This is a genomic window from Labrenzia sp. ATLA3 (assembly GCF_057180185.1).
On sequence record NZ_JBXUKV010000004.1, the window covers coordinates 525,438 to 546,468 of the forward strand.

Annotated in this window: 17 protein-coding genes; 7 read left to right on the forward strand and 10 right to left on the reverse strand. The window is 59.7% G+C overall.

Annotated elements, in window-relative coordinates:
• Positions 1 to 143: 143 nt before the first annotated feature.
• Positions 144 to 1,319: a vWA domain-containing protein gene (locus tag AC2A6O_RS13945; RefSeq protein WP_498927882.1), complete on the forward strand. Its 1,176-nt coding sequence runs from the start codon at positions 144 to 146 to the stop codon at positions 1,317 to 1,319.
• 33 nt (positions 1,320 to 1,352) lie between these two features.
• Positions 1,353 to 1,550 carry a hypothetical protein gene (locus tag AC2A6O_RS13950; protein WP_498927884.1) on the forward strand — a complete coding sequence of 66 codons (198 nt, stop codon included), beginning with the start codon at positions 1,353 to 1,355 and terminating at the stop codon, positions 1,548 to 1,550.
• Between the two features lie 154 nt (positions 1,551 to 1,704).
• Here AC2A6O_RS13950 and AC2A6O_RS13955 read toward each other — a convergent pair whose 3' ends face one another.
• Both AC2A6O_RS13955 and AC2A6O_RS13960 read right to left on the reverse strand, forming a co-directional pair.
• On the reverse strand, positions 1,705 to 2,130 hold the full coding sequence (locus tag AC2A6O_RS13955) for a universal stress protein (protein ID WP_162855080.1): 426 nt from the start codon (positions 2,128 to 2,130) through the stop codon (positions 1,705 to 1,707).
• A 68-nt stretch (positions 2,131 to 2,198) separates the two neighbouring features.
• Positions 2,199 to 2,987 carry an AraC family transcriptional regulator gene (locus tag AC2A6O_RS13960; RefSeq protein ID WP_498927886.1) on the reverse strand — a complete coding sequence of 263 codons (789 nt, stop codon included), beginning with the start codon at positions 2,985 to 2,987 and terminating at the stop codon, positions 2,199 to 2,201.
• A gap of 273 nt (positions 2,988 to 3,260) precedes the next feature.
• Between AC2A6O_RS13960 and AC2A6O_RS13965 the strand changes: the two genes are divergently transcribed.
• Positions 3,261 to 4,487 (forward strand): MFS transporter, encoded by a 1,227-nt coding sequence (locus AC2A6O_RS13965; RefSeq protein WP_498927888.1) that lies wholly within the window; start codon positions 3,261 to 3,263, stop codon positions 4,485 to 4,487.
• 84 nt (positions 4,488 to 4,571) lie between these two features.
• Here the strand turns inward: AC2A6O_RS13965 and AC2A6O_RS13970 are convergent, their stop codons facing one another.
• The 3 genes from AC2A6O_RS13970 to AC2A6O_RS13980 all read right to left on the reverse strand — a co-directional run bounded on the left by AC2A6O_RS13970 (position 4,572) and on the right by AC2A6O_RS13980 (position 5,947).
• Positions 4,572 to 4,892, reverse strand: a complete 321-nt coding sequence (locus AC2A6O_RS13970; RefSeq protein ID WP_148586189.1) for a 2Fe-2S iron-sulfur cluster-binding protein — start codon at positions 4,890 to 4,892, stop codon at positions 4,572 to 4,574.
• Positions 4,893 to 5,019: 127 nt separating this feature from the next.
• Positions 5,020 to 5,382 (reverse strand): Hpt domain-containing protein, encoded by a 363-nt coding sequence (locus AC2A6O_RS13975; RefSeq protein WP_209001264.1) that lies wholly within the window; start codon positions 5,380 to 5,382, stop codon positions 5,020 to 5,022.
• A 250-nt stretch (positions 5,383 to 5,632) separates the two neighbouring features.
• On the reverse strand, positions 5,633 to 5,947 hold the full coding sequence (locus AC2A6O_RS13980) for a hypothetical protein (protein WP_148586188.1): 315 nt from the start codon (positions 5,945 to 5,947) through the stop codon (positions 5,633 to 5,635).
• A 282-nt stretch (positions 5,948 to 6,229) separates the two neighbouring features.
• On the opposite strand from AC2A6O_RS13980, the gene AC2A6O_RS13985 reads away from it, so the two are divergent.
• Positions 6,230 to 12,283, forward strand: coding sequence for an apolipoprotein A-IV repeat region-like domain-containing protein (locus AC2A6O_RS13985; protein WP_498927891.1), 6,054 nt, complete (start codon positions 6,230 to 6,232; stop codon positions 12,281 to 12,283).
• Positions 12,284 to 12,544: 261 nt separating this feature from the next.
• On the opposite strand, the gene AC2A6O_RS13990 is transcribed toward AC2A6O_RS13985, so the two are convergent.
• Positions 12,545 to 13,078 carry a MarR family winged helix-turn-helix transcriptional regulator gene (locus AC2A6O_RS13990; protein ID WP_498927893.1) on the reverse strand — a complete coding sequence of 178 codons (534 nt, stop codon included), beginning with the start codon at positions 13,076 to 13,078 and terminating at the stop codon, positions 12,545 to 12,547.
• A gap of 164 nt (positions 13,079 to 13,242) precedes the next feature.
• Between AC2A6O_RS13990 and AC2A6O_RS13995 the strand changes: the two genes are divergently transcribed.
• Genes AC2A6O_RS13995 through AC2A6O_RS14005 form a run of 3 tightly spaced genes read left to right on the forward strand, consistent with a single transcriptional unit; the run spans position 13,243 to position 16,109 of the window.
• On the forward strand, positions 13,243 to 14,271 hold the full coding sequence (locus AC2A6O_RS13995) for a TRAP transporter substrate-binding protein (RefSeq protein ID WP_498927895.1): 1,029 nt from the start codon (positions 13,243 to 13,245) through the stop codon (positions 14,269 to 14,271).
• Between the two features lie 2 nt (positions 14,272 to 14,273).
• Positions 14,274 to 14,783 carry a TRAP transporter small permease gene (locus tag AC2A6O_RS14000; RefSeq protein ID WP_498927897.1) on the forward strand — a complete coding sequence of 170 codons (510 nt, stop codon included), beginning with the start codon at positions 14,274 to 14,276 and terminating at the stop codon, positions 14,781 to 14,783.
• A gap of 18 nt (positions 14,784 to 14,801) precedes the next feature.
• The gene (locus tag AC2A6O_RS14005) at positions 14,802 to 16,109 is read left to right on the forward strand and encodes a TRAP transporter large permease (protein ID WP_498927899.1); all 1,308 of its coding nucleotides are present in this window, start codon (positions 14,802 to 14,804) and stop codon (positions 16,107 to 16,109) included.
• Between the two features lie 197 nt (positions 16,110 to 16,306).
• On the opposite strand, the gene AC2A6O_RS14010 is transcribed toward AC2A6O_RS14005, so the two are convergent.
• The 4 genes from AC2A6O_RS14010 to AC2A6O_RS14025 are packed head-to-tail and all read right to left on the reverse strand — an operon-like array spanning position 16,307 to position 20,921.
• Positions 16,307 to 16,942, reverse strand: a complete 636-nt coding sequence (locus tag AC2A6O_RS14010; protein ID WP_209001263.1) for an ABC-type transport auxiliary lipoprotein family protein — start codon at positions 16,940 to 16,942, stop codon at positions 16,307 to 16,309.
• On the reverse strand, positions 16,939 to 18,945 hold the full coding sequence (locus AC2A6O_RS14015; RefSeq protein WP_498927902.1) for an MlaD family protein: 2,007 nt from the start codon (positions 18,943 to 18,945) through the stop codon (positions 16,939 to 16,941). Before AC2A6O_RS14015 ends, AC2A6O_RS14010 begins: the two co-directional genes overlap by 4 nt.
• A 10-nt stretch (positions 18,946 to 18,955) precedes the next feature.
• Positions 18,956 to 19,765: an ABC transporter ATP-binding protein gene (locus AC2A6O_RS14020; protein WP_148586181.1), complete on the reverse strand. Its 810-nt coding sequence runs from the start codon at positions 19,763 to 19,765 to the stop codon at positions 18,956 to 18,958.
• 7 nt (positions 19,766 to 19,772) lie between these two features.
• Entirely contained in the window at positions 19,773 to 20,921 is a 1,149-nt protein-coding gene (locus AC2A6O_RS14025) for an ABC transporter permease (protein WP_498927904.1), read from the reverse strand.
• Between the last annotated feature and the right edge of the window lie 110 nt (positions 20,922 to 21,031).

Below are 21,031 nucleotides of genomic sequence, written 5' to 3' on the forward strand. Positions count from 1 at the left end.
ACCGCCACGACACCATCCTCGCTTCGACGTCCTGGAAGATAACCGACCCGTTACGCTCCAGTCGCAAGAGGCTGCGAAGCCTCGTGTCAAAGCGTCCGTTTTGCCCCTCGACAGGCACCTGCCGGGAACTTACCTTTCACAGCATGTTCATTACCTTCTTCACCGAACTGAAATCGGCCGGCATTCCGGTCTCGCTCCGCGAATATCTGACGCTTATGGAAGCGCTGGACAAGGATCTGGCGGAAAAGAGCGTCGAGGATTTCTATTTCCTTGCCCGCCTCACCCTGGTGAAGGACGAGAGCAATCTGGACAAGTTCGACCGGGTCTTCGGCCATGTCTTCAAGGGGCTCGACCTCATGAGCGACGTACCGACCACCGAAATACCGGAAGAGTGGCTGCGCCGCCTGGCCGAAAAACATCTGAGCGAAGAGGAAAAGGCGCAGATCGAGGCTCTTGGCGGCTTTGAAAAGCTGATGGAGACCTTGCGGGAACGGTTGAAGGAACAGCAGAAACGGCACCAGGGCGGCAACAAGTGGATCGGCACAGCCGGCACGTCGCCTTTCGGTGCCTATGGTTACAACCCCGAAGGCGTACGCATCGGCCAGCACGAAAGCCGGCACCGGCGCGCGGTCAAGGTGTGGGACAAGCGCGAGTTCAAGGATCTGGACGACACCCAGCTGCTGGGCACGCGCAACATTCAGGTGGCCCTGAAACGGCTGCGCAATTTCGCACGCACAGGCGCCGCGGAGGAACTGGATCTCGACGACACGATCCGGGCCACCGCCCACAAGGGCCTTCTGGATATCAAGATGCGCCCGGAGCGGCACAACGCGGTCAAGGTACTGCTGTTCTTCGACATCGGCGGGTCGATGGACGACCACATCCGGGTCTGCGAGGAACTGTTTTCAGCCGCGCGTTCCGAATTCAAGGTGATGGAGCATTTCTACTTCCACAACTGCCTTTATGAATATGTCTGGAAGGAAAACCGCCGCCGACACACGGAGCGCATCCCGACCATGGACGTGCTGCACAAGTATCCCTCCGACTACAAGATCATCTTCGTCGGCGACGCCTCGATGAGTCCCTACGAGATTGCCTACCCCGGAGGCTCGGTGGAACATTGGAACGAGGAAGCCGGTGCCGACTGGATGCAGCGGGTCACCGGGCTTTACAAAAGCGCGGTCTGGCTGAACCCGGTCCGGCAGGAACACTGGCACTACACCCATTCCATCCAGATGCTGAACGAACTGATGGAAGGTCGCATGTTTCCCATGACCGTCGAAGGCCTGACAGAATCCATGAAGGAACTGGCCAAGTAGATTTTCCATTCATAAGGCGCAGAAAGGGAATACATGGCACGGACCACAAAACCCGATCCCCCTTTCTCGCAACCTGTTGCCCATGCAACCACAACCGGCATGTCGGGCGGAAGGTTCTACAACGCCAACTCGGCCACCCAATGGACTGCCATTGAAACGATATTGCCGCTGATAGAAGAGGCGATTGCGACCTTGATAGACCAGGTATCGAGCGGCCGACGTGATGTATGACGCTCCAGGGTGTCGCCTCATAAATGAGGATGAAAATGGCTTAACCGCGTGTCGTCACCATGCTTGACCGGGCATAAAGCCCGCTCCGCGCATCCTTCCTAACGCGGTTGCGCCATGTCTCATGCCGTTTCGTCTTCAGTTTTGGGTCCACACCCTAGCTGCGCAGCACCATGACCGAGCACGGTGCGTGCCGCACGATATGAGCGGCATTCGAGCCGACGAAATAGGTCGACAGGCCCGGCTTGTGAGATGTCATCAGCACCAGATCGCAGCTTGCGCGTTCCGCTTCCTCGATGACTTCATGGTACACAGACCCCATGCGCACGGTCAGATCAATGGCGCCTTCGGGAACGTCCAGATCTTCGGCGATCTTGTCGAGGATTTTCGAGGTTTCCTCGAATTCACGCTTCTGCCAGCCATCCGGAAGCTGGCTTGCCACAAAGCTCTGAACCTCCGGACACACCGCCATCAGGTGGATCTTGGAGCCGTAGTCGCGGGCAAATTGCGAGGCTTTCGCAAGGGCTTCCGCGGCAAAGCCGGTTTCAGCGGGATCAACGGGTACGAGGATTTTCTTGAACATCTTTTGTCTCCCCAAAAAGCAGGTGAACCTTTTTTGCGCCCGGGAGAGCTGGGTCGCCATGACAAGGATCAATCCGCGTCAACACCGTCGAAGTAACGACCGGGGGTGACCCCGAAGGCCTTTTTGAAGGTCGACACAAATGCGCTCGGTCCCTCGTAGCCGAGTTTGTGAGAGACGTCGGAAACGCTTCGCCCGGAGGCAAGCAACTCAAGCGCCCGGAACAGCTTCACCTGCCGGCACCATGTCCGGTAGCTGAGGCCAGTTTCCGCCTTGATCCGCCGCTCGAACGAGCGCACGGACGTCGCACAGCGGTCCGCAGCCTCGCTCAGCGAGGGAATATGCGCCGGGCATCGCACCACGCCTTCGCACAGTTCACGCAGCCGGGCATCCTGCGGCATTGGCAGTTGCAGGGGAGCGACCGGCAGCATTTTCAGCTGATCCAGGATAACCGCGGCAATGCGCGCTGCCGGCCCCTTGTCCGTTTCCGAACGTGGATAGGACATGAACTCCAGGATGAGCGCTCTCAGCAGGGTCGTCACCTGCATCACCTGCGGCGTTTGTGGCAGATCCCGCGTGTAATCATATTGGACGTAGATGTAGCGCAGCTCGGTGTCGGTCAGATACCGGGTCTGGTGGCTGACCCTGGGTGGCAGCCACACGGCCCGCTCGGGTGGCACGAAATAGGTGCCCATTTCCGTGTCGATGGCAATCGATCCGCGTAACACATGAAACAGCTGTGCAGCGTCATGCGAATGCCAGCCGTTGTTCCGGCCCTGAAGCTGGGACCGCGCATACCCGATGATCGGCGCGGCCACCATCTCTTTCGGAAACTCGGCAAGTTCAGGATGAATGCTCATGCGCCGGATCGTATACCTTCACCCCGAAATTTCACAGTCAGGCCTCTCCGGTCCGTCACCTTCAGCATCGCCGGATGCCTCCCCCCAGAAGAAACCTCGAACCATAAAGACGATTTCTTCACCATGCCCCACCGGACTGCGGTCGTCTTTACATCCGAATTTTGGCGCTTCGGAAACATCTGATGACAAAACAGCGCTAACACGCAAGATGTAATTGAGTTTAGAAACGGCTTATAACACCGGCAAACGTTCCCAATTTCCCACGGCTACAGAATGTCCTATTTCACTCAGAATGCCCACCCGAACGAGGCAACCGGCTGGCGGTCGCCAGTGGTTCTCCTGATGATCATGGCAGGCGCCATGCAGCTCTCCTTTGCTGCGTGGTGGAACCTGATGAACAACTTCGCCGTTCAGGAGCTGGACTTCACAGGCCGGGAGATCGGCATCCAGCAATCGATCCGCGAAATTCCAGGCTTCCTGAGCTTCCTCGCGGTCTATCTACTGTTGATGATGCGCGAACAGACGCTGGCCTATGTCTCGCTGCTGCTGCTGGGCGTCGGTGTGGCTGTCACGGGGTATTTTCCGACCGCCATCGGCTTTTATGTAACGACGCTGATCATGTCGATCGGCTTCCATTACTACGAGACCATGGCGCAGTCGCTGTCGCTGCAATGGCTGCCCAAGGCGACGGCCGCCGCCAGCATGGGCAAGATCCTGTCTGTCGGCGCCTTCGCCCAGCTGATTGCCTATGGCGTCATCTTCGTGGCCTGGAAGATGTTCGAACTGTCCTTCACGGTGGTCTTCGCCATTGCTGGCGGCCTGACGCTACTCGTCCTCGTCTTCCTCGTTATCGCCTATCCACATTTCCGCGAAGGCGTGCCGCAGCACAAGAAGCTGATCCTGAGACGCCGTTACTGGCTGTATTACGCCCTCACCTTCATGGCCGGTGCCCGCCGGCAGATCTTCACGGTTTTCGCCGGGTTCCTGATGGTGGAGCGGTTCGGCTACGACGTTCACGAAGTCGCGGGGCTGTTCCTGCTGAACGGCGCCTTCAACATGGTGTTGGCGCCCAAGATCGGACGGTTGATCGTCCGTTTTGGCGAGCGCAAGGCGCTGGTTCTGGAATATATCGGGCTGATTCTGGTGTTCCTCAGCTACGCCTTTGTCACCAATGCAACGCTGGCGGCCAGCCTGTACGTGGTTGACCATGCCTTCTTCGCCATCGCCATCGCCATCAAGACCTACTTCCAGAAGATCGCCGATCCGGCCGACATCGCGCCAACCGCCGGTGTTGCCTTCACGATCAACCACATCGCCGCAGTGTTCATTCCCGTGGCGTTCGGGCTCATCTGGCTGGTTTCTCCGTCAGCGGTATTCCTCGCCGGAGCCGCCATGGCGGTGGTCAGCCTTTTGCTGGCAACCCTGATCCCGAGCAATCCGGAAGAAGGCCGAGAAGTCGACTTCTGGTACCGCAAGCCATCTGCCCAGCCGGCGGAGTAACCGTCAGGCGCTCAACCAAAACAAAAGGCCCGCCGGTTCACGCCGGCGGGCCTTTTGTTCGAAATCCTGTCTGCAGTCAGCTGATCAGGCCTGGCGTTCCGGCACGTGAACCACGAGGCCGTCGAGATCGGAGGTCACCTTGATCTGGCAGGACAGGCGCGAGGTCGGCTTCACGTCATAGGCAAAGTCGAGCATGTCCTCTTCCATCGGCTCCGGAGAGCCGGTCTTGCCGCTCCAGGCTTCATCGACATAAACGTGGCAGGTTGCGCAGGCGCAGGCGCCGCCGCACTCCGCTTCGATGCCCTGAACCATGTTCTTGATGGCATTTTCCATCACGGTCGAGCCTTCAGCAGCGTCAACGTCGGTCCGGTTTCCATCGGCGGTTACAAATGTGATTTTCGGCATATGTCGCGTCCAAGCCTGAATTGCGGGTTTTCGATCCACGACATAAAGAATTACGGCGAAAGGTCAAGGACCGTGCCGTTTCCACGCGGCAATCTGCCCTGCCCCGCCATCAGCGGGAAGTTGGCCTTCAGCCTTCCAGAAGGTCGCGGATATAGCGGTTTGCCTCATCCACCGCCGCGATCAGGTTTTCGGTGGCCGTATCCGTGCTCGCCCGCATCTTGCCTTCCAGATTTTCGCAAACAATCGCGACCCGTTCCGCACCGATGGCACGGGCAGACCCTTTGAGCGTATGTACCAGGTCAAGACGAACGGCGTTGTCGGTTTCCTGTTTCAGCCGCTCAAGAGTCGAGATGGACTGGGACTTGAACAGATACAGGACCTGCACTTCAAGATCCCTGTTACCGAGCGTGTTTGTCGCCAGTTGCACCAGATCGATCGGTGCTTCCGGACCGGCGCGTCCGGCGACGCGGGCCATGGAAGAAGGGGCCATAAGGGTGCTCCACATTACTCTGTACCTGCCTGACGGCACCCCGCCGCAAGCTGTAGAGACCAAACAATGCACCCGAAGCCCAAACACCCGGTTAAACCGGTCGTTCAAACCCTCCCTTTCGGGCCATGTCCCCAAAAAATTGATTTCATGGTTAATGCGTTTTAACGCAGGTTACGAAACAGGATTAAAAAAGTCCTTGCGTTTCCGCCGGTTTCCTGAATCGCTAAAATTTTAATGACCTGATTCGGCGTTAACGTTCTTTGGCTTTTTGACTTGCGGTAAGCGCTTCGATAGCGGCGGGCGTCAGCTTGCAGACCAGCCAGTCGGGCTTGATTGGGTTGGAAAACCAAGGCTCTGCCCATCCCGCATCGATGCAGGCGCGAATTGTTCGCGCCGGAATTTCGCGGCCGTTGTCGTCGAACAGAGGCAACTTGCCACCGGCCTGCTCAAGCCCTTTTTGCAACCAGCGCTTTTGCGCGGCCGTCAAATTTCCCGCTTTGAGAGTGGGTTTCAGGGTGCCTTTTTCCGCACCCGCCGTTACGTCAACATGCTTTAAATCCGGCATTCAATCCGCCCCCTAAGTGACTCACGCTATTGCCGTTTCTTGTTCGTTAGGAGAGATTGTGCCATTACAGTTACTGATGCGGCAAGGTGGGGAGTGTACCGTCGAACGGAAAGTTCACGGTCGGTCAGCGGCGGCCCTCCCTCACGAACAGGTTTTGCGGTGGTGCCACAGGTGGGCAGCGCCCGCAACAAGGACGCATCCGGTAGATAGCTGTAAAGAGCTGCGCCAGTGGCTCTGCATGATTACCGGTGTGTAATGAGTACGGATGTGAGGCGACCCTAAATGGCAAATCCGACAAAGGCGAAAGATCCGGCAGAAGCGGCTCTCTCAGCAGTTGAAGAAGCCCTGAAACTCGATTTCGGCGGCCCGGATACCACAGAAACAACCTCGGCGGCAGAGGCCAGCCCTGCCCAGGCGGAACCGGCACGCCGGTCCAAGGGGGAAACGCGCGGCCAGGCCCAGCGCGAAGAACAGCGCCAGTCTAGGCGCCGTGGCCGCGGCGGACGCCCGCCCGCTGCCAACGATGACCGCCGGAACATCGGCAATCTGATCTATTCCTTGCAGCGCCGTCCGTCGTCCGCGCCGTTCTGGGGGGCCCTCGCCCTCAGCGCCCTTTGGGCCGCGCTCGGCAGCAGCCTGTTCATGACCGCGTTTTCCGACAAGGTCGGATCGCTGACCGATCCCCAGACCCTGATCGGCTCGCCGGAAATGATCCTGGCTGTCGTCGGCATCGTCGTTCCCATCATTTTCTTCTTCGTCATGGCCATGATGATCTGGCGCGCGCAGGAAATGCGCATCGTCGCCCGCGGCATGACCGAAGTCGCCCTGCGTCTGGCCGAGCCGGAAGACATGGCCAAGGAAAGCATCCTCAGCGTTGGCCAGGCCATCCGCCGCGAAGTCTCCGCCATGGGAGACGGTATCGAACGCGCGATTGCGCGCGCGAGCGAGCTGGAAGTTCTCGTCCATAACGAAGTGTCCTCGCTGGAACGCTCCTATAACGACAACGAATTGAAGATCCGCGCGCTGATCGATGAACTGATCAGCCAGCGCGAGTCCATCGTCATGAATGCCGAACGCGTGCGCGAGACCATCGCCGGTGCCCACGAGAGCTTCGCCTCACAGCTCTCCAACACATCCGGCGAACTCGGCAGCACCGTGGACCACGCGACCCAGCGCATGATCGATGCGGTCAACAGCCGCGTCGAGGAACTGACAACCACAGTCGACAGCCGCATCGAGTCCCTTGGCGCAACGCTGAACGCTTCCGGCAACGAACTGGTCGACAGCCTGACTGTCCGCGCGGAAGACTACGTTGCCCGCCTCTCCTCCACCGGCAACGACCTGGTCGACAGCCTGGGAGAAACCGGCGCCACCATGTGGGAAACGCTCACCGCCCGTGGGAACGACGTCAACGAGCGTTTTGCCAATACGGCGAACACCTTCGTGGAAACCCTGTCCGAACGCAGTGCGACAATCAACGAGACCCTGGCTTCGTCCGGCAACTCGGTGATCAACACCTTGAGCGAAAAGGCCGACGAGTTCCGGGTTACCCTGGAAACCACCGGCACCAATGTCGGCGAGATCATCACGGCGCGCGGCGAAGAGATCAACGCCAACCTGTCGCTCACCTCCGGCCGTCTCATCGACACCATCACCTCGCGCACCGAGGAACTGGTGTCCACCGTCGACAACCGCGTCACGACGCTGGACGAGTCGCTTGCAGAAACCGGCAACCGCGTTGTCGAGAGCATTTCCGAAAAAGGCCAGGCGGTCAGCGACACGATCTCCATTCGGGGTGCGGAAATCGTCGACACCCTCTCCAGCCGGTCCACGGAAGTTGCGGAAATCCTGCGCGGCACTGGCGAAAGCATTGTGGTCGACCTGTCTCTGCGCGGTGGTGAAATTGCCTCCAAGCTCGACGAGACCGCAGGCTCCCTCACCCAGACCATCTCCGTACGCGGTGGTGAGCTGGCCGAGAAACTCGACAGTATCTCCGAGCGCATCTACACCGCCATCTCCATCAACGGCAGCGAACTGGACAAACGTCTGGCCGCCCGCAGCGACGAGATGGCTTCCGTCCTGGAACAGCAGACCACCGGCTTCCGGGAAGTCCTGGAAAGTGTCTCCGGCGAGTTTTCCGCGAGCCTCGGCGACCAGACCGGTGCACTTACCCAGAAACTGGCCGAAACCGGAACCCAGCTTGCCGAACTCATCGGCAGCCGCGGCGACCGTGTGGCCGGGGACATCAACCAGATCAGCGGCAAGATTACCGAAACCCTGGAAGTCCGCGGCCAGGCGCTGCAGGACGGTCTGTCCAGTCGTCTTTCCGAACTGGAAACCATCGTCACCGACCGTGGCGGCCAGTTGATCGACGCTTTCGACACCAAGACACTGCTCTTGTCCGAAGCACTGGACTCACGCCTGTCCACGCTGGACACAACCTTCGCCACCCGCATCGACTCCATGGACGCCTCCCTGGGCAACCGCATCGAAGCCATGGATGCATCGCTCGAACAGCGCTACTCGGCAATCGATACGACCCTGAGCGAGCGCATCGCGGCCATGGATGAATCGCTTGACCAGCGTTACACCGCAATCGATACGACCATGGGCGATCGCATCGCCTCCATGAACGCATCGCTCGACCAGCGTTACACCGCAATCGATACGACCCTGGGTGAACGCATCGCGGCCATGGACGCATCGCTTGACCAGCGCTACACGGCAATCGATACGACCCTGGGCGACCGCATCGCGTCCATAAATGCATCGCTCGACCAGCGTTACACGGCAATCGATACGACCCTGGGCGACCGCATCGCGGCCATGGACGCATCGCTTGACCAGCGTTACACGGCAATCGACGCGTCCCTGAGCGAGCGTATCGCTGCCATGGATGCAACGCTCGAGCAGCGTTACACCTCCATAGATACAACCTTGACCGATCGCATCGCCACGATGGACAGCTCTCTGGAGCATCGTTTCACCACCATGGATGCAAGCCTTGGCGAGCGTATCTCCACGATGGATACCTCGCTGGAACAGCGCTACGCCATGATGGACGCCACGCTGAGTGACCGCATCAGTACGCTGGACAACTCGCTCGAGCATCGCCTCTCGTCGATGGATACTTCGCTCGGCGAGCGTATCTCCACGATGGACTCCGCGCTCGGCAGCCACATCAACACTCTGGACCTGACACTCGATCAGCGCACTGCGGCCTTCGAGGCCACCCTTGAGACGCGTACGCAGATCCTGTCCGATGCCATCGAGAACCGCACCACCGGCATCAGTGATGCGCTGGAAGAAAAGACCCGCAACATCACCGATGTGCTTGCGGACCGTTCCGACGCCATCACGCTGCAGCTCGGTCAGCGTATCGAGGCGGCCGGCAACACCCTTGCCGAACGTGCAGAGGAAATCGGGGAGACCCTGTCGCAACGCGTCGATACAGCGACGTCTGCCATGGCCGGCAAGGCCGAGTTGATCTCCGCTTCCATGACCAGCGGTACCGAGCGGATCGACGAGACGCTCGATGCCCGTGCCCGCCAGATCTCCGAAACCCTGATTTCCCGCACCAAGGAAATCGCCAAGGCCTTTGTCGAAGGTCAGGACGAAATGACGTCTGCCCTCGACAACCGTCTGGCGGAAGCCGGAAGCGTCCTGGGCAAGCAGAGCGAGCAACTGACGGAATCCCTGTCCGAGCGCATCGCCGAGATCAACGTTTCCCTGGGCGCCAAGGTGTTCGAGGTCGCAGAAACTCTCGACAGCCGCGCCAGCCAGCTCGAAACAGTGCTCAACGAGCGCCTGGAAAGCATTTCCGGCACGCTCACCGGCGAAAGCGAACGCGCCCGTGACATTCTCACGGCCGTGATTTCCGAAGCCGGGGCAACGCTCTCAACCGAAAGCACACGCCTGCGCGACGTGGTTCAGGAAGCGGTCACCGCCGCCGTCCAGACCCTCTCCGACGAACGCAACCGCACCGTGGAGATCGTCGACAGCGCTCTCAGCCAGGCGACGGAAAAACTCTCCGGCGAAGGCGACCGCATGCGCCAGATCGTTCTGGGCTCCGTTGGCGAAGCCCGCGGCGTTCTGGCTGGCGAAAGCCAGAAGGCAGCCGACGTCGTCACCTCTGCAATGAACCAGGCCACCGGCGCAATGTCGGGTGAAAGCGGCAAGATCCGCGAACTGGTGCTCAGCGCAGTTGGCGATGCCGCCCGCGCTATGACCGCTGAAAGCGAGAAGGCCCGGACGCTCTATGCCGGCACGCTGGCAGAATTCTCCGGTTCGCTGACCGGCGAGAGCGAAAAGGTCCGCAACGATCTGTCCGGCCTGATTGCCGAGATCTCCGGCAACCTGTCCGCGGAAAGCGAGCAGGCCCGCATGACATTGGCAAAAACGCTGGAGGAAATCCGCGGTCAGATGTCCAGCGAAGCCGGTATGGTTCGTGCCCGCGTCAACAGCGCCGTGACCGAGGCTGCCGACCTTCTGGTAGGCCGCGGCAACGAGGTCGCCAACGAGCTGCTCGACAAGGCAACCGCCCTCAACGAGGCCTTTGGTGCTCGTTCCGGCGAACTGGCCAAGATCGTCGGCACCGATGGCAACGAACTCATCAACGCCATCGAACTGCGTGCCAACGACCTTACCGGGCGCCTGTCCGAGGTTCACGCGGCGATCCTGGATGCCATCACGGTCAAAGGCCGCGATGTCACCGACACATTCGCCCACACCGGCCTCGACGCCACCCGCTCGCTGGTGGAAGCCGGCGACCGTATCGTCGCCAGCATCAACGAGCGCAGCGAACAGGCAACGACCCTGCTAACCGATACCAAGCGGCGCCTGGAAGAGGACGTTACCGATATTCTCAACAAGATCGAGACGTCCAACTCCAACCTCCAGGGTATCGTCGCGACTGCAGGCGACAACCTCACAGAGGTGGAGGGCAACCTGGCCCGTCGTGCCGGCGAGTTCCGCTCCGCCGTCGACCGGGCGGTTTCGGAAACCAATTCCACCACGGCCCTCATCACCGAACAGGTCGCGAACCTGCGCGATGTGACGGATACGACCCTGGTCGACATCAAGAACCTCACCGGCCGCTTCGGCGACCAGTCCGAGGAACTGACCAAGGCTGCCCGTCATCTGGAAGACACCAACCGCTCCGTCGAGAGCCGTGTCTCCGAGCGCCGGACCGCGATTGAGGAAGTCGCAGACACGCTTCTGGCCAAGACCGAAGCCGTCGACACGCTCATGCGTTCCTTCACCAAAACCCTGTCGGAGACGCTGGAAACGGCGGACGACAAGGCCCGTGATGCAGCCAATATGCTGTCCGCGGCGGCAGAAGCTGCGTCCAAGCAGGTGTCCGAGCAATTCGAATCCATGCGCCTCACGGCCGGTATGGAGGGCCAGAAGGCCCGCGATGCGATCCGCTCGGCACAGGACGACATCATGACCGAGATGACCCGCACCGTCACCGAAGCGTCGGATCGCTTCAACGATGCGGCCGCCCGGATGCGTGATGTTGCCCGCGAAGTACACCGCGAACTGGAAGCGACCCGCGGCGAACTGAAACAGGGCGTGCTGAACCTGCCGGAAGAAGCAGAAGAATCTTCCGCAGCCCTGCGCAAGGTGGTCAACGAGCAGATCCGCGCTCTGACGGAACTCTCCGAGATTGTCGCCAAGCAGTCCAACGCTCTGGACATCTCGCGGCCGCAAGCTCAGGCAGCAACGGCAAGCGCTGCTCCTGCCCCGGCCCCTGCCCCGCAGCAGCCGGCACCGCAGGTGAATTATGCTCCTGCCCCGACCGCACCTGCACGTCAGCAGAGCGCCCCTGCCAGCGAACCGCGTCCGGCACCAGTCAACACGCGCCGTCAGCAGCCTGCTCCGGCCGAAACCACCAGTTCCGGTGGCAAGGGCTGGGTCGCCGACCTGTTGCGCCGCGCTTCGCGTGACGAGGACGCCAATGCAGACACGGACATGAGCCGGACGCCGCTGCAGACGGTTGAAAGCCTCAACTCGCTGTCGGTCGACATTGCCCGCGCCATCGATCACGAAACCTTTGTCGATCTGTGGAACCGCTACCGCGATGGCGAGCGTCACGTGTTCACCCGCCGTCTCTACACCCTGCAGGGTCAGCAGACCTTCGACGAGATCCGTCAGAAGTACTCGCGCGATCCCGAGTTCCGCACCGCCGTTGAACGGTATGTGGCCGACTTCGAGCAGCTTCTGGCCCAGGTGTCGCGCAACGACCGCGACAACATGCTTGGCCAGACCTATCTGACGTCGGATACCGGCAAGGTCTACACCATGCTGGCCCACGCCAGTGGCCGCCTCGACTAAGCGCCGGAAACAAGCAGACACGAAAAAGGCGGCCACTGGCCGCCTTTTTTATTGTCTCGCAGGAAGGCTGGATTTCGCCAGCACTCTTCAATGGCCCTCCCCGCATCCGATTGCCTCTCGGCATCAATTTGGCTGCACGCTATCAGCCACTATTGAGGTCTCTTCCGATCCCTCTGCAAACGAGTAGGACCCGGGTTCTCACGATACGCTAGGCGCGTTCCCTCACGGTTCTGCATTATCGTGCAAGACCAGGCCATCCCCTCAATCGATCACGCCTTGCAACTCGTCCGCCAGGTTTTCCCGAATGCGCCGGGTAATCGCGAGAAACCCATCGATTTCCTCGGCGGAGAGACCGCTGAGCATTTTCTGTTCGACGGCTTTCAGTTTGGGGGCCAGATCCTCGAAAGCGGCCCGGCCCTCGTCGGAAAGCTGCAACAGGAAGCTGCGCCCGTCGGCCTCGTTGCTTTCGCGCGTCAAAAACCCACGGTCTTCCATACGTTTCACCGCACGGCTGACCACCACCTTGTCCATGCTGGAGCGGGCAACGATTTCGCTCGCCTGCAGCCCGCTGGAGGCAGAACCCAGGATCGCCATGGTCCGCCATTCGGCCGGCATCATGCCGTAGTCCCGCTGGTAAACCGCTGAAAGCGCGCGCGTCACGTCGGAATAGAACACGCGTACCAGGTAGGGAAAGAATGTTTCCAGCTCGAAGTTCGGCAGGGAAGCGTCCGGCGTTTCGCTCGTAATTCCAACAGCTTCTTGGGTATCGGTATCCAGGTCGGTCAGCTTTGGCATCGGCACTCAACACACTCGGTTAGGTCGTCAGAACGATTTTGCGATTGACTTGGTTTCATATGCAACTATTTTGTTTCATATGTAACTATGTTTGGTGTCGCGTTTCAAGTGCGAGAGCATACCGGCAAGAACGGCCTTCATGAAATGAAGGGGAGGAGAAAATCATGAAACAGTTTAAGTGTCTTTCCATATGGGCAGGCGTCGCCGCCTCCGCATTGACAGGTTTCATCGTCAGTGCGTCTGCAGACGAGCTGGTTATGTCATCCTGGTTGCCGCCGAAGCACCCGCTTGTCACCGAGGTGATGGAGCCTTGGGCAGAGGAAGTCGCCAAGGTTACCGATGGCCGTGTGACCGTGCGCATTCTGCCAAAGCCGGTCGGTTCGCCGCCGGAGCATTTCGACCTCGCCGCGGAAGGCATTGTCGACATCACCTACGGGCTGCACTCCTTTACCCGAGACGACCGTTTCCTGCGCTCACGCATTGGCCAGTTTTCGTTCATTGCCGACACTGCAGTTGAAGGCTCCAAGGCCTACTGGGACGTCTACGGTGGCACCCTGGATGCACAAAGCGAGCACAAGGGCACCAAGCTGCTTGGCCTATGGGTGCATGGCCCGGGCATGTTCCACAACAACCAGCGCAAGATCGAGACGCCAGAAGATTTCGCCGGCCTCAAAATCCGCACACCAGGCGGCTACATCGCGGACCTGTCTCAGGACCTCAACATCACCACCCAGTTCATGGGCCCCGGCGAGGTTTACGAAAAACTCTCGCGCGGCGTCATCGACGGTGTCACCTTCCCGATGGAAGCTCTGCAGGCGTTCAACCTGACCGACTACATCAAATACTCCATGCGCCTGCCGGGCGGTTTCTACAACACCTCCTGGTTCATGGTCATGAATGAAGACGTCTGGGACGGCCTGTCGGAAGAAGACCAGGCGGCCATCGAGACGATTTCCGGTGAAGCCCTTGCCGAAAAGGCGGGCATCGTCTGGGATGGCTCGGACGCCCGCGCAGCCGCCTTCATTGCCGACAAGGACATTGAGATTTACGACGCGCCCGCTCCGGTTCTGGACGCTGTCAAGGAACTTGCAGCCAAACACGAGGCCACATGGGCTGCAGCCGTTGCCGAAACCGGCTTCGACGGCACCGCCGCGCTGGCTGAGTTCCGCGACAAAACCGGCATCAAGCCCTAATCATGTCTGCCGAACCCAATGGCCGGGCACCTCGCCGGATCTATACGAACCGGCGAGGTGCCGGCTTCCTGCTTGGCCTGGCCTGTTTACTCGTTTTGGCCGGTCTGATCGGGCTCACCTGCGTCGACGTCGTCGCACGCTATGCCTTCAATAGCCCCGTCAACGGCGCCTATGAACTGACAGAACTGCTGCTGGCTACTCTGATCTTCCTCGCGCTACCGCTGACCACGGCCGCCGGCGAACACATCGAGGTGGAACTGCTGGACGGGCTCAAGAGTGCCTTTCTCAAGCGGTTCGGCACTCTGGTTGCTGCCGTTTGTACCGTCGGCGTTCTGGCACTAATCGCATTCAAGCTGTTCGAGCATGCCGAAAAGATGGACCGCCGCGGACAAGTGACGGATTCCCTGCAGATCCCGCTCTCGCTGATCGGCTGGCTGGGCGCTGCGTCCTTCGCGATATCTGCCCTTGCCGCCATCTTCTTTGCGGTCAAACGGTTCCGTGAAAAGGCCTGAAACCAGTGAGTATTGATTATGCTTGAAGCTCTGATCGGTTTCATTGCGCTGTTTGCACTTGTGCTGCTGCGCGTTCCCATTGCGATTGCCATGATCATCGTGGGCACGGCAGGGTTTGCCGCCCTTCGCAACTGGAACGCCGCGCTCAACCTGCTCGGCAATGCGGCTTTCGACACAGGCTTGTCGTTCACCCTGTCGGTGATCCCGCTGTTCATCCTGATGGGCAATCTCCTGACCATCTCCGGCGTCAGTCAGTCGCTGTTCTCGACCGCCCACCACATGCTTCACCGCATGCGCGGCGGCCTTGCGATGGCGGCAATTGTCGCCTGTGGTGGCTTTTCCGCCGTCTGTGGCTCGTCACTGGCAACGGCTGCCACCATGTCGAAGGTGGCCATGCCGTCCATGCGCAAGGCCGGCTATGCCGACAGCCTGGCGACCGGATCCATTGCCGCCGGCGGCACGCTCGGCATCCTGATCCCCCCGTCCGTTATCCTGATCATCTATGGACTGCTCACCGAGGCCGATATCGGCAAGCTCTTTATCGCTGGCATCATTCCGGGCCTGCTCGGCGTTTTGTTTTACCTCGCCGCCATCTATATCACCGTTTGGCTGAAGCCCGAGTTGGCGCCTACTTCATCCGAGGAGATGAAGCTCGAAAGACGGGACGTCTGGGGCGTTGTGGCAGTTGTCGGCCTGTTTGCCGTCATCATGATCGGAATTTACGGCGGCTTTTTCACCCCGACAGAAGCCGCAGGCATTGGCGCGGCGACCTCCTTCGTGATTGCGCTTGTGTCGGGTGGCCTGACCTTCGAGAGGCTTTACACCGCCGCCGTCAACTGCGCGCGCACCACCGCCATGATCTTCGCGATCATCATTGGCGCGGAGGTCTTTTCCAACTTCATCAGCTATGCCGGCGTGCCGGACGCACTCCTGACGTTCGTCCAGTCGCTCGACGTCAACGCCTATGTGGTCATCCTGGTTCTGGTGCTGATCTACGTGGTGCTGGGGGCGGTGCTGGAAAGCCTGTCGATGATCCTACTGACGGTACCGGTCTTCTTTCCACTGGTCAGCTCGCTCGACTTTGGCGGCGGTCTGCTGGCAGATCCGGAAATGGTGCTGATCTGGTTCGGCATCATCGTGGTGGTGGTCACCGAAATCAGCCTGATTTCGCCCCCGATCGGCCTCAACGTCTTCGTGCTGCGCTCGGTACTGACAGACGTCCCGCTCAGAACCATGTTCGCCGGCATCCTGCCGTTCTGGCTGGCCGATATCCTCCGCCTGGCGCTGCTGATCGCCGTTCCGCTGCTGTCGCTGGCCCTCATCTGAGGCCAGCCATTCGGCGCATAACCTTGACGTTCAGCGCCAGAGAGATCCGCCGGGCGGCAGCCAAGCTGCCCGGCAAGCCGGTCCGCAAGCCACAAACGCCTCTGCGTTGCTGTCTGCAGGCCGACGGACAGCACACGATGGATCGGTGCCCCACCCCCGATGGCTCTCAACATATCTTAAGATGGGAACGGTTGGTCTCAGACGTTCTGAAGCGTCCAGGCGGCCATTTCCGTGAACACGCGGTCCGCTGAAGCGTTCATGGCCTCAACCGCCTTGTCGACAGATGTACTGCCGGCAGAGGTTTCCGCACGGAAGACCTTGTTGGCGACTGTGCGTCCGTTGCGGTCGTTGACGATACGCGCCGAAATTTCCACAACACCACGATTGGCGCCGGCCACCTGAAGTTCGAAAGCCCGGATTTCGGTCTGGAGCTGATAGTCGATCAAGAGCCCGTCGCCCGGCAGACCGACACCGCGCAGACGGTTGGTGTTCTGCAGGGTTTCCACCAGTTTCAACTGCACCACATTGGGCAGCGAGTCCGCCCAGGCAGAACCCGGGAAGTAGCTGTAGACCGGACCCTTGTCGACCACGGCAATGTAACTGGTATCCAGCGCCTTCAAGGCCCGGGGTGCGGACACCAGAACCTGGACGCGGCTGGAGCGGCCCTGCAGGCCTCCGACATCGGCTGCACCGATGCTGTAATAGGCCGATGGCCCGGAACTGGCGCATCCCGACACCAGCACGCCGAGCCCGAGAGCGGTCAAGACGCCCCGGCGGCTCATGTCAGTGGTTGCCTTCGTCATACGCCCCTGCCCCTGCACTTTCAGTCTCATCGGCGCCGCCCACCGTTATAGGTCGGCACATCCTCACCTCCGAAGATGATCCGGTTCGGATTGCGCTCAAAGCTTTCCGCTGCCCGCTGGATCGAAATCAGTGTCCGGTTGACCTGCCCAAGTGCCGCGCTAAAATCTGCGGAGCCCTGAGTGGCAAACTTGGACAGCCCACCCGCAATCGCATCCGCCCGGCTTTCGAAGGCAACCGCAACCTTGCGGATCGCCTGCGCGGCCAGTGTCGCTTCCTTGATCAGGCCCTCGCCATCGCCATCAACCATGGTGGAAACCTTCTCCACCAGGCTTTCGACACGAACAGACGTGGAATTCAGCGTTGCGGTCATCTGCTTGGCATCGGTGATGATCTGGTCGACATCAGGTGTCCGCCTGGACAGATTTTCCGTCATCTGCTGAACGTTGTCTGCTGCCTTTCGAGCACTTTCCAGAATGGCCGGAATGCCGTCATCCGGATTCGCAAGACCTGAGGTCGCCGTCTCGACTGAACCGACGATATTCGCGACCTTTTCCGGATCCACGGCCTTCATCAGGTCGTTCGCGGTTTGAAGCGTCGTTGCGAAGCGTTCCGCCGCTGCCTGAACATCAGTGATCAGCGCCGCGATCCGGTCATCCTGGCCGCGAACTGTTGCCGATACGGCCTCGAAGTTCTGAACGGTGGACTTGGTGGAAGCGATGATCTCGTTGATCTGGCTCTGCTGCGTGTTGAAGTTGTCGATGATGCTGGAAACGTTGTCGACGGCCTTGCTGACCTTTTCCGGATCGACACTCGCCACCAGGTTATCGACCTTGCTCAGCGATACGTTGAGGCTGTCGGTGAAGGTGCTGACAGAGGCAACCACCTGCTCAACCTTGAGCGGATCAATGGCAGAAGCGATTTCCACGCCGCGCGTCATGATGGCATCCACCTTGACCACGATTTCACGCCCGCCCTGCACGATATCCTTGATCGCACCTTCCTGGGCACTGATCGTCTTGACCACCGAATTGACGTTCTGCATGGTTTCGCTGGTGGAAGAGATCAGCTTGTCGATATCGCCAGTCCGGTTCTGCAGTACCTCGCCAAGGGCCGCGGCCCCTTGCACCACCTTCTGAACGTCTTCAGGATTCACGGCGCCGACGATCTTGTGAACGCGATCCAGCCCTTCGTTCAGGTTCACCGTGAAGGTTTCCAATTCCTTCGCCGCACGCTGCGCGTCGGCCATCAGAAGATCAATGTCGCCGCTGGCCTTGCCAAGGCTTGCGGAAAATTTCGACAGATCATCGACAATGACGGTCACCTTGTCGGACGGGACGGCGGCCAGAAGGCGCTCGCCTTCCTGCACCAGTGTCTCAAGACGGCCGGAAAGGCTGGAGAATGAGTCCGATGCCTTGCCGATGCTGGCCATGAAATCCTTCACACCATCGGAGTTGGCAGCCAGCGCGGCGGAAAATGTCTCGGCGTTGTTGACGATCTCGGTGATCGCCGGTCCATTGTCCTTCAGCAGGTCATCGACCGTCTTCATGGTGGTATCTGCACGCTTCAACACATCGCGCGCACCATCGACGATATCGTCGAAGAAAGACCGTTCGGCATAGATGACCGGAATATTGTCTTCGTCCTGATCGCCATCCGCATTGAGCAAGAGAGGCGATTCTGAGGACCCCCCGCTGAGATCGACATAGGCGACACCTGTCAGGCCGGTGAAATTAAGCGTTGCCTTGGTGTCTTCATGCAAAGGCGTGGAGGGTCTGATCCCGACGGTGGCCACAACCTTGGTCGGATCGCCCGGAGCAAAGTCCAGCGACTTCACATCGCCGACCTTGATGCCGTTGAACAGCACCTGCCCGCCCACGGGAAGACCTGTCACCGGTCCAGGATAGACGACCTTCAGTTCAACGTTCTGCCTGGATTCCGAAGTAACGGCGAGCCAATACACAAAACCGAACGCACCGATCAGGACTGCCACCATGAAGGCACCGATCAGGATATAGTTCGCGCGGGTTTCCATTCAGTCCAACCTATGCTCGGCGTAGGGCACGTTCACCCCTGAAGTAAGATTTAATCCAGGGATCATCATTTTTCATCATGTCGTCCATCGTTCCGATGGCCAGAACACGCTTTTTCCCAAGAACAGCAACCCGATCACAGATAGAATGCAAACTATCAAGATCATGGGTGACCATATAAACGGTCAATCCGAGGGTCGAACTGAGATTTGCGATAAGCGAATCAAAGGCCGCCGCTCCGATCGGATCGAGCCCGGACGTCGGCTCGTCCAGAAACACCAAATCCGGATCGAGTGCAAGGGCACGGGCAAGGCTCGCCCGTTTGACCATGCCCCCGGAAAGCTCAGAGGGAAGCTTGTCGCCGGCATCTTGCGGCAGTCCGACAAGTTCGAGCTTCAAGGTTGCGAGTTCATCCATCAGCTGCGGCGAAAGCTTCAGGTGTTCCCGCATGGGCACCTGAATGTTCTGTTTGACCGACAGTGACGAAAACAGCGCGCCTTGCTGAAAAAGCACGCCCCAGCGGCGCTCGATGGCCGTGCGCTCCTGCCGGCTTGCAGTCGACAGGTCGTGCCCGAAAACAGATATCTTGCCGCTTCGCCGCGGCGTCAGGCCCAGGATTGTGCGCATCAACACCGATTTGCCGGTACCCGAACCACCCACGAATCCGAGCACTTCGCCCCGGCGCACATCCAGGTCGAGATCCTTCAGGACGATCTTGGAACCGAACCCGACGGTGATGTCGCGCACCGACAGGACGTTGTCCGATTCTTCTCCCGTCGCGGCGGTCTCTTTTTCAGGCGTCTCGCTCTGGCTTTGCGTCATCGGCTGGTCAAACTCCAATCGCGGCAAAGAAAATGGCGAAGAAACCATCCACCACGATGACAAGGAAAATAGCCTTCACCACCGACATGGTTGTGTGACGGCCAAGAGATTCGGACGAACCTTCGACCTTCAGCCCCTCCACACAGGCAATCAGGCCGACGATCAGCGCCATGAAGGGCGCCTTTACCAGTCCGACGATCAGCGTATTGATGGTGATGGCCGCCTGCAACTGCGTCAGAAAGGCCGCAGGCGGAATATCGAGATACGCCCAGGTCACGATTCCCGAGCCGAAAAGGGCCGAAACGTCGGCAACGAAGGTCAGGATGGGCAGCGCAATCATCAGCGCCAGAATGCGGGGCAGCACCAGGACTTCAGTCACGCTGAGGCCAATCACATGCAGCGCGTCGACCTCCTCCTGCATCCGCATGGACCCCAGTTCCGCTGTAAAGGCGGACCCCGAACGGCCTGCCACCATGATAGCGGTCAGAATCACCCCGATTTCCCGCAGAACCAGGATACCGGCAAGGTCGACGACGAAAATGTCGGCCCCGAACTGCTTCAGATAGAAGCCGCCCTGCTGCGAGATGATAGCTCCGATGAGAAAACTCATCAGCGCAACGATAGGCACCGCGCCGATGCAACTCCGGTCGAACTGAACCGCAATCGATATGCTGCGCAGGCGTTTAGGCACAAGAAGAACCGTCGACAGAACCAGGCCGAGCGACCCGAGAATGTGCAGCATCGCCAAGGCGTCGTTATAAACCCCGACCATCTGCCGGCCGGTGGCTTCCAGAAAGCCGACAACGGACAACCCGCCCGGATCCGGCTTCCAGCTTGGCGGATGGTGGTTCTCTATCTCCTGGAACAGGGTCTTTCGAACATCGGAGACACCGGTCAGGCCAACCCTGCGTCCCTCGAATTCCAGATGTCCACGCGTGCGATGGATCAGCCATGCACCGCTGGTGTCCAGATGTTCGATCTTGGAAACATCGATGCAGGTGAGCCGTTTCTTGTCGAGAGACAGCCTGTTCAGCTGATTCTCGGCGTCGGCAATGGTGCTGATGGTCCAGTCACCTGAAAGGGCAAGGTACTGTTTATCCGACCCGTCTGCCTTCAGAGCCGATTCCGGCGCAATGTTTTTTTCCAAGAATGCCATTCCGGCTGGCTGCCCTCTTGCCGCTGGTTCACCATCCCCCGTATACCTGATGGAGAAGTTCAATACCAACCGTCATTCACCATGAAGTTGGTACCTCCCTCCAGTAGCCA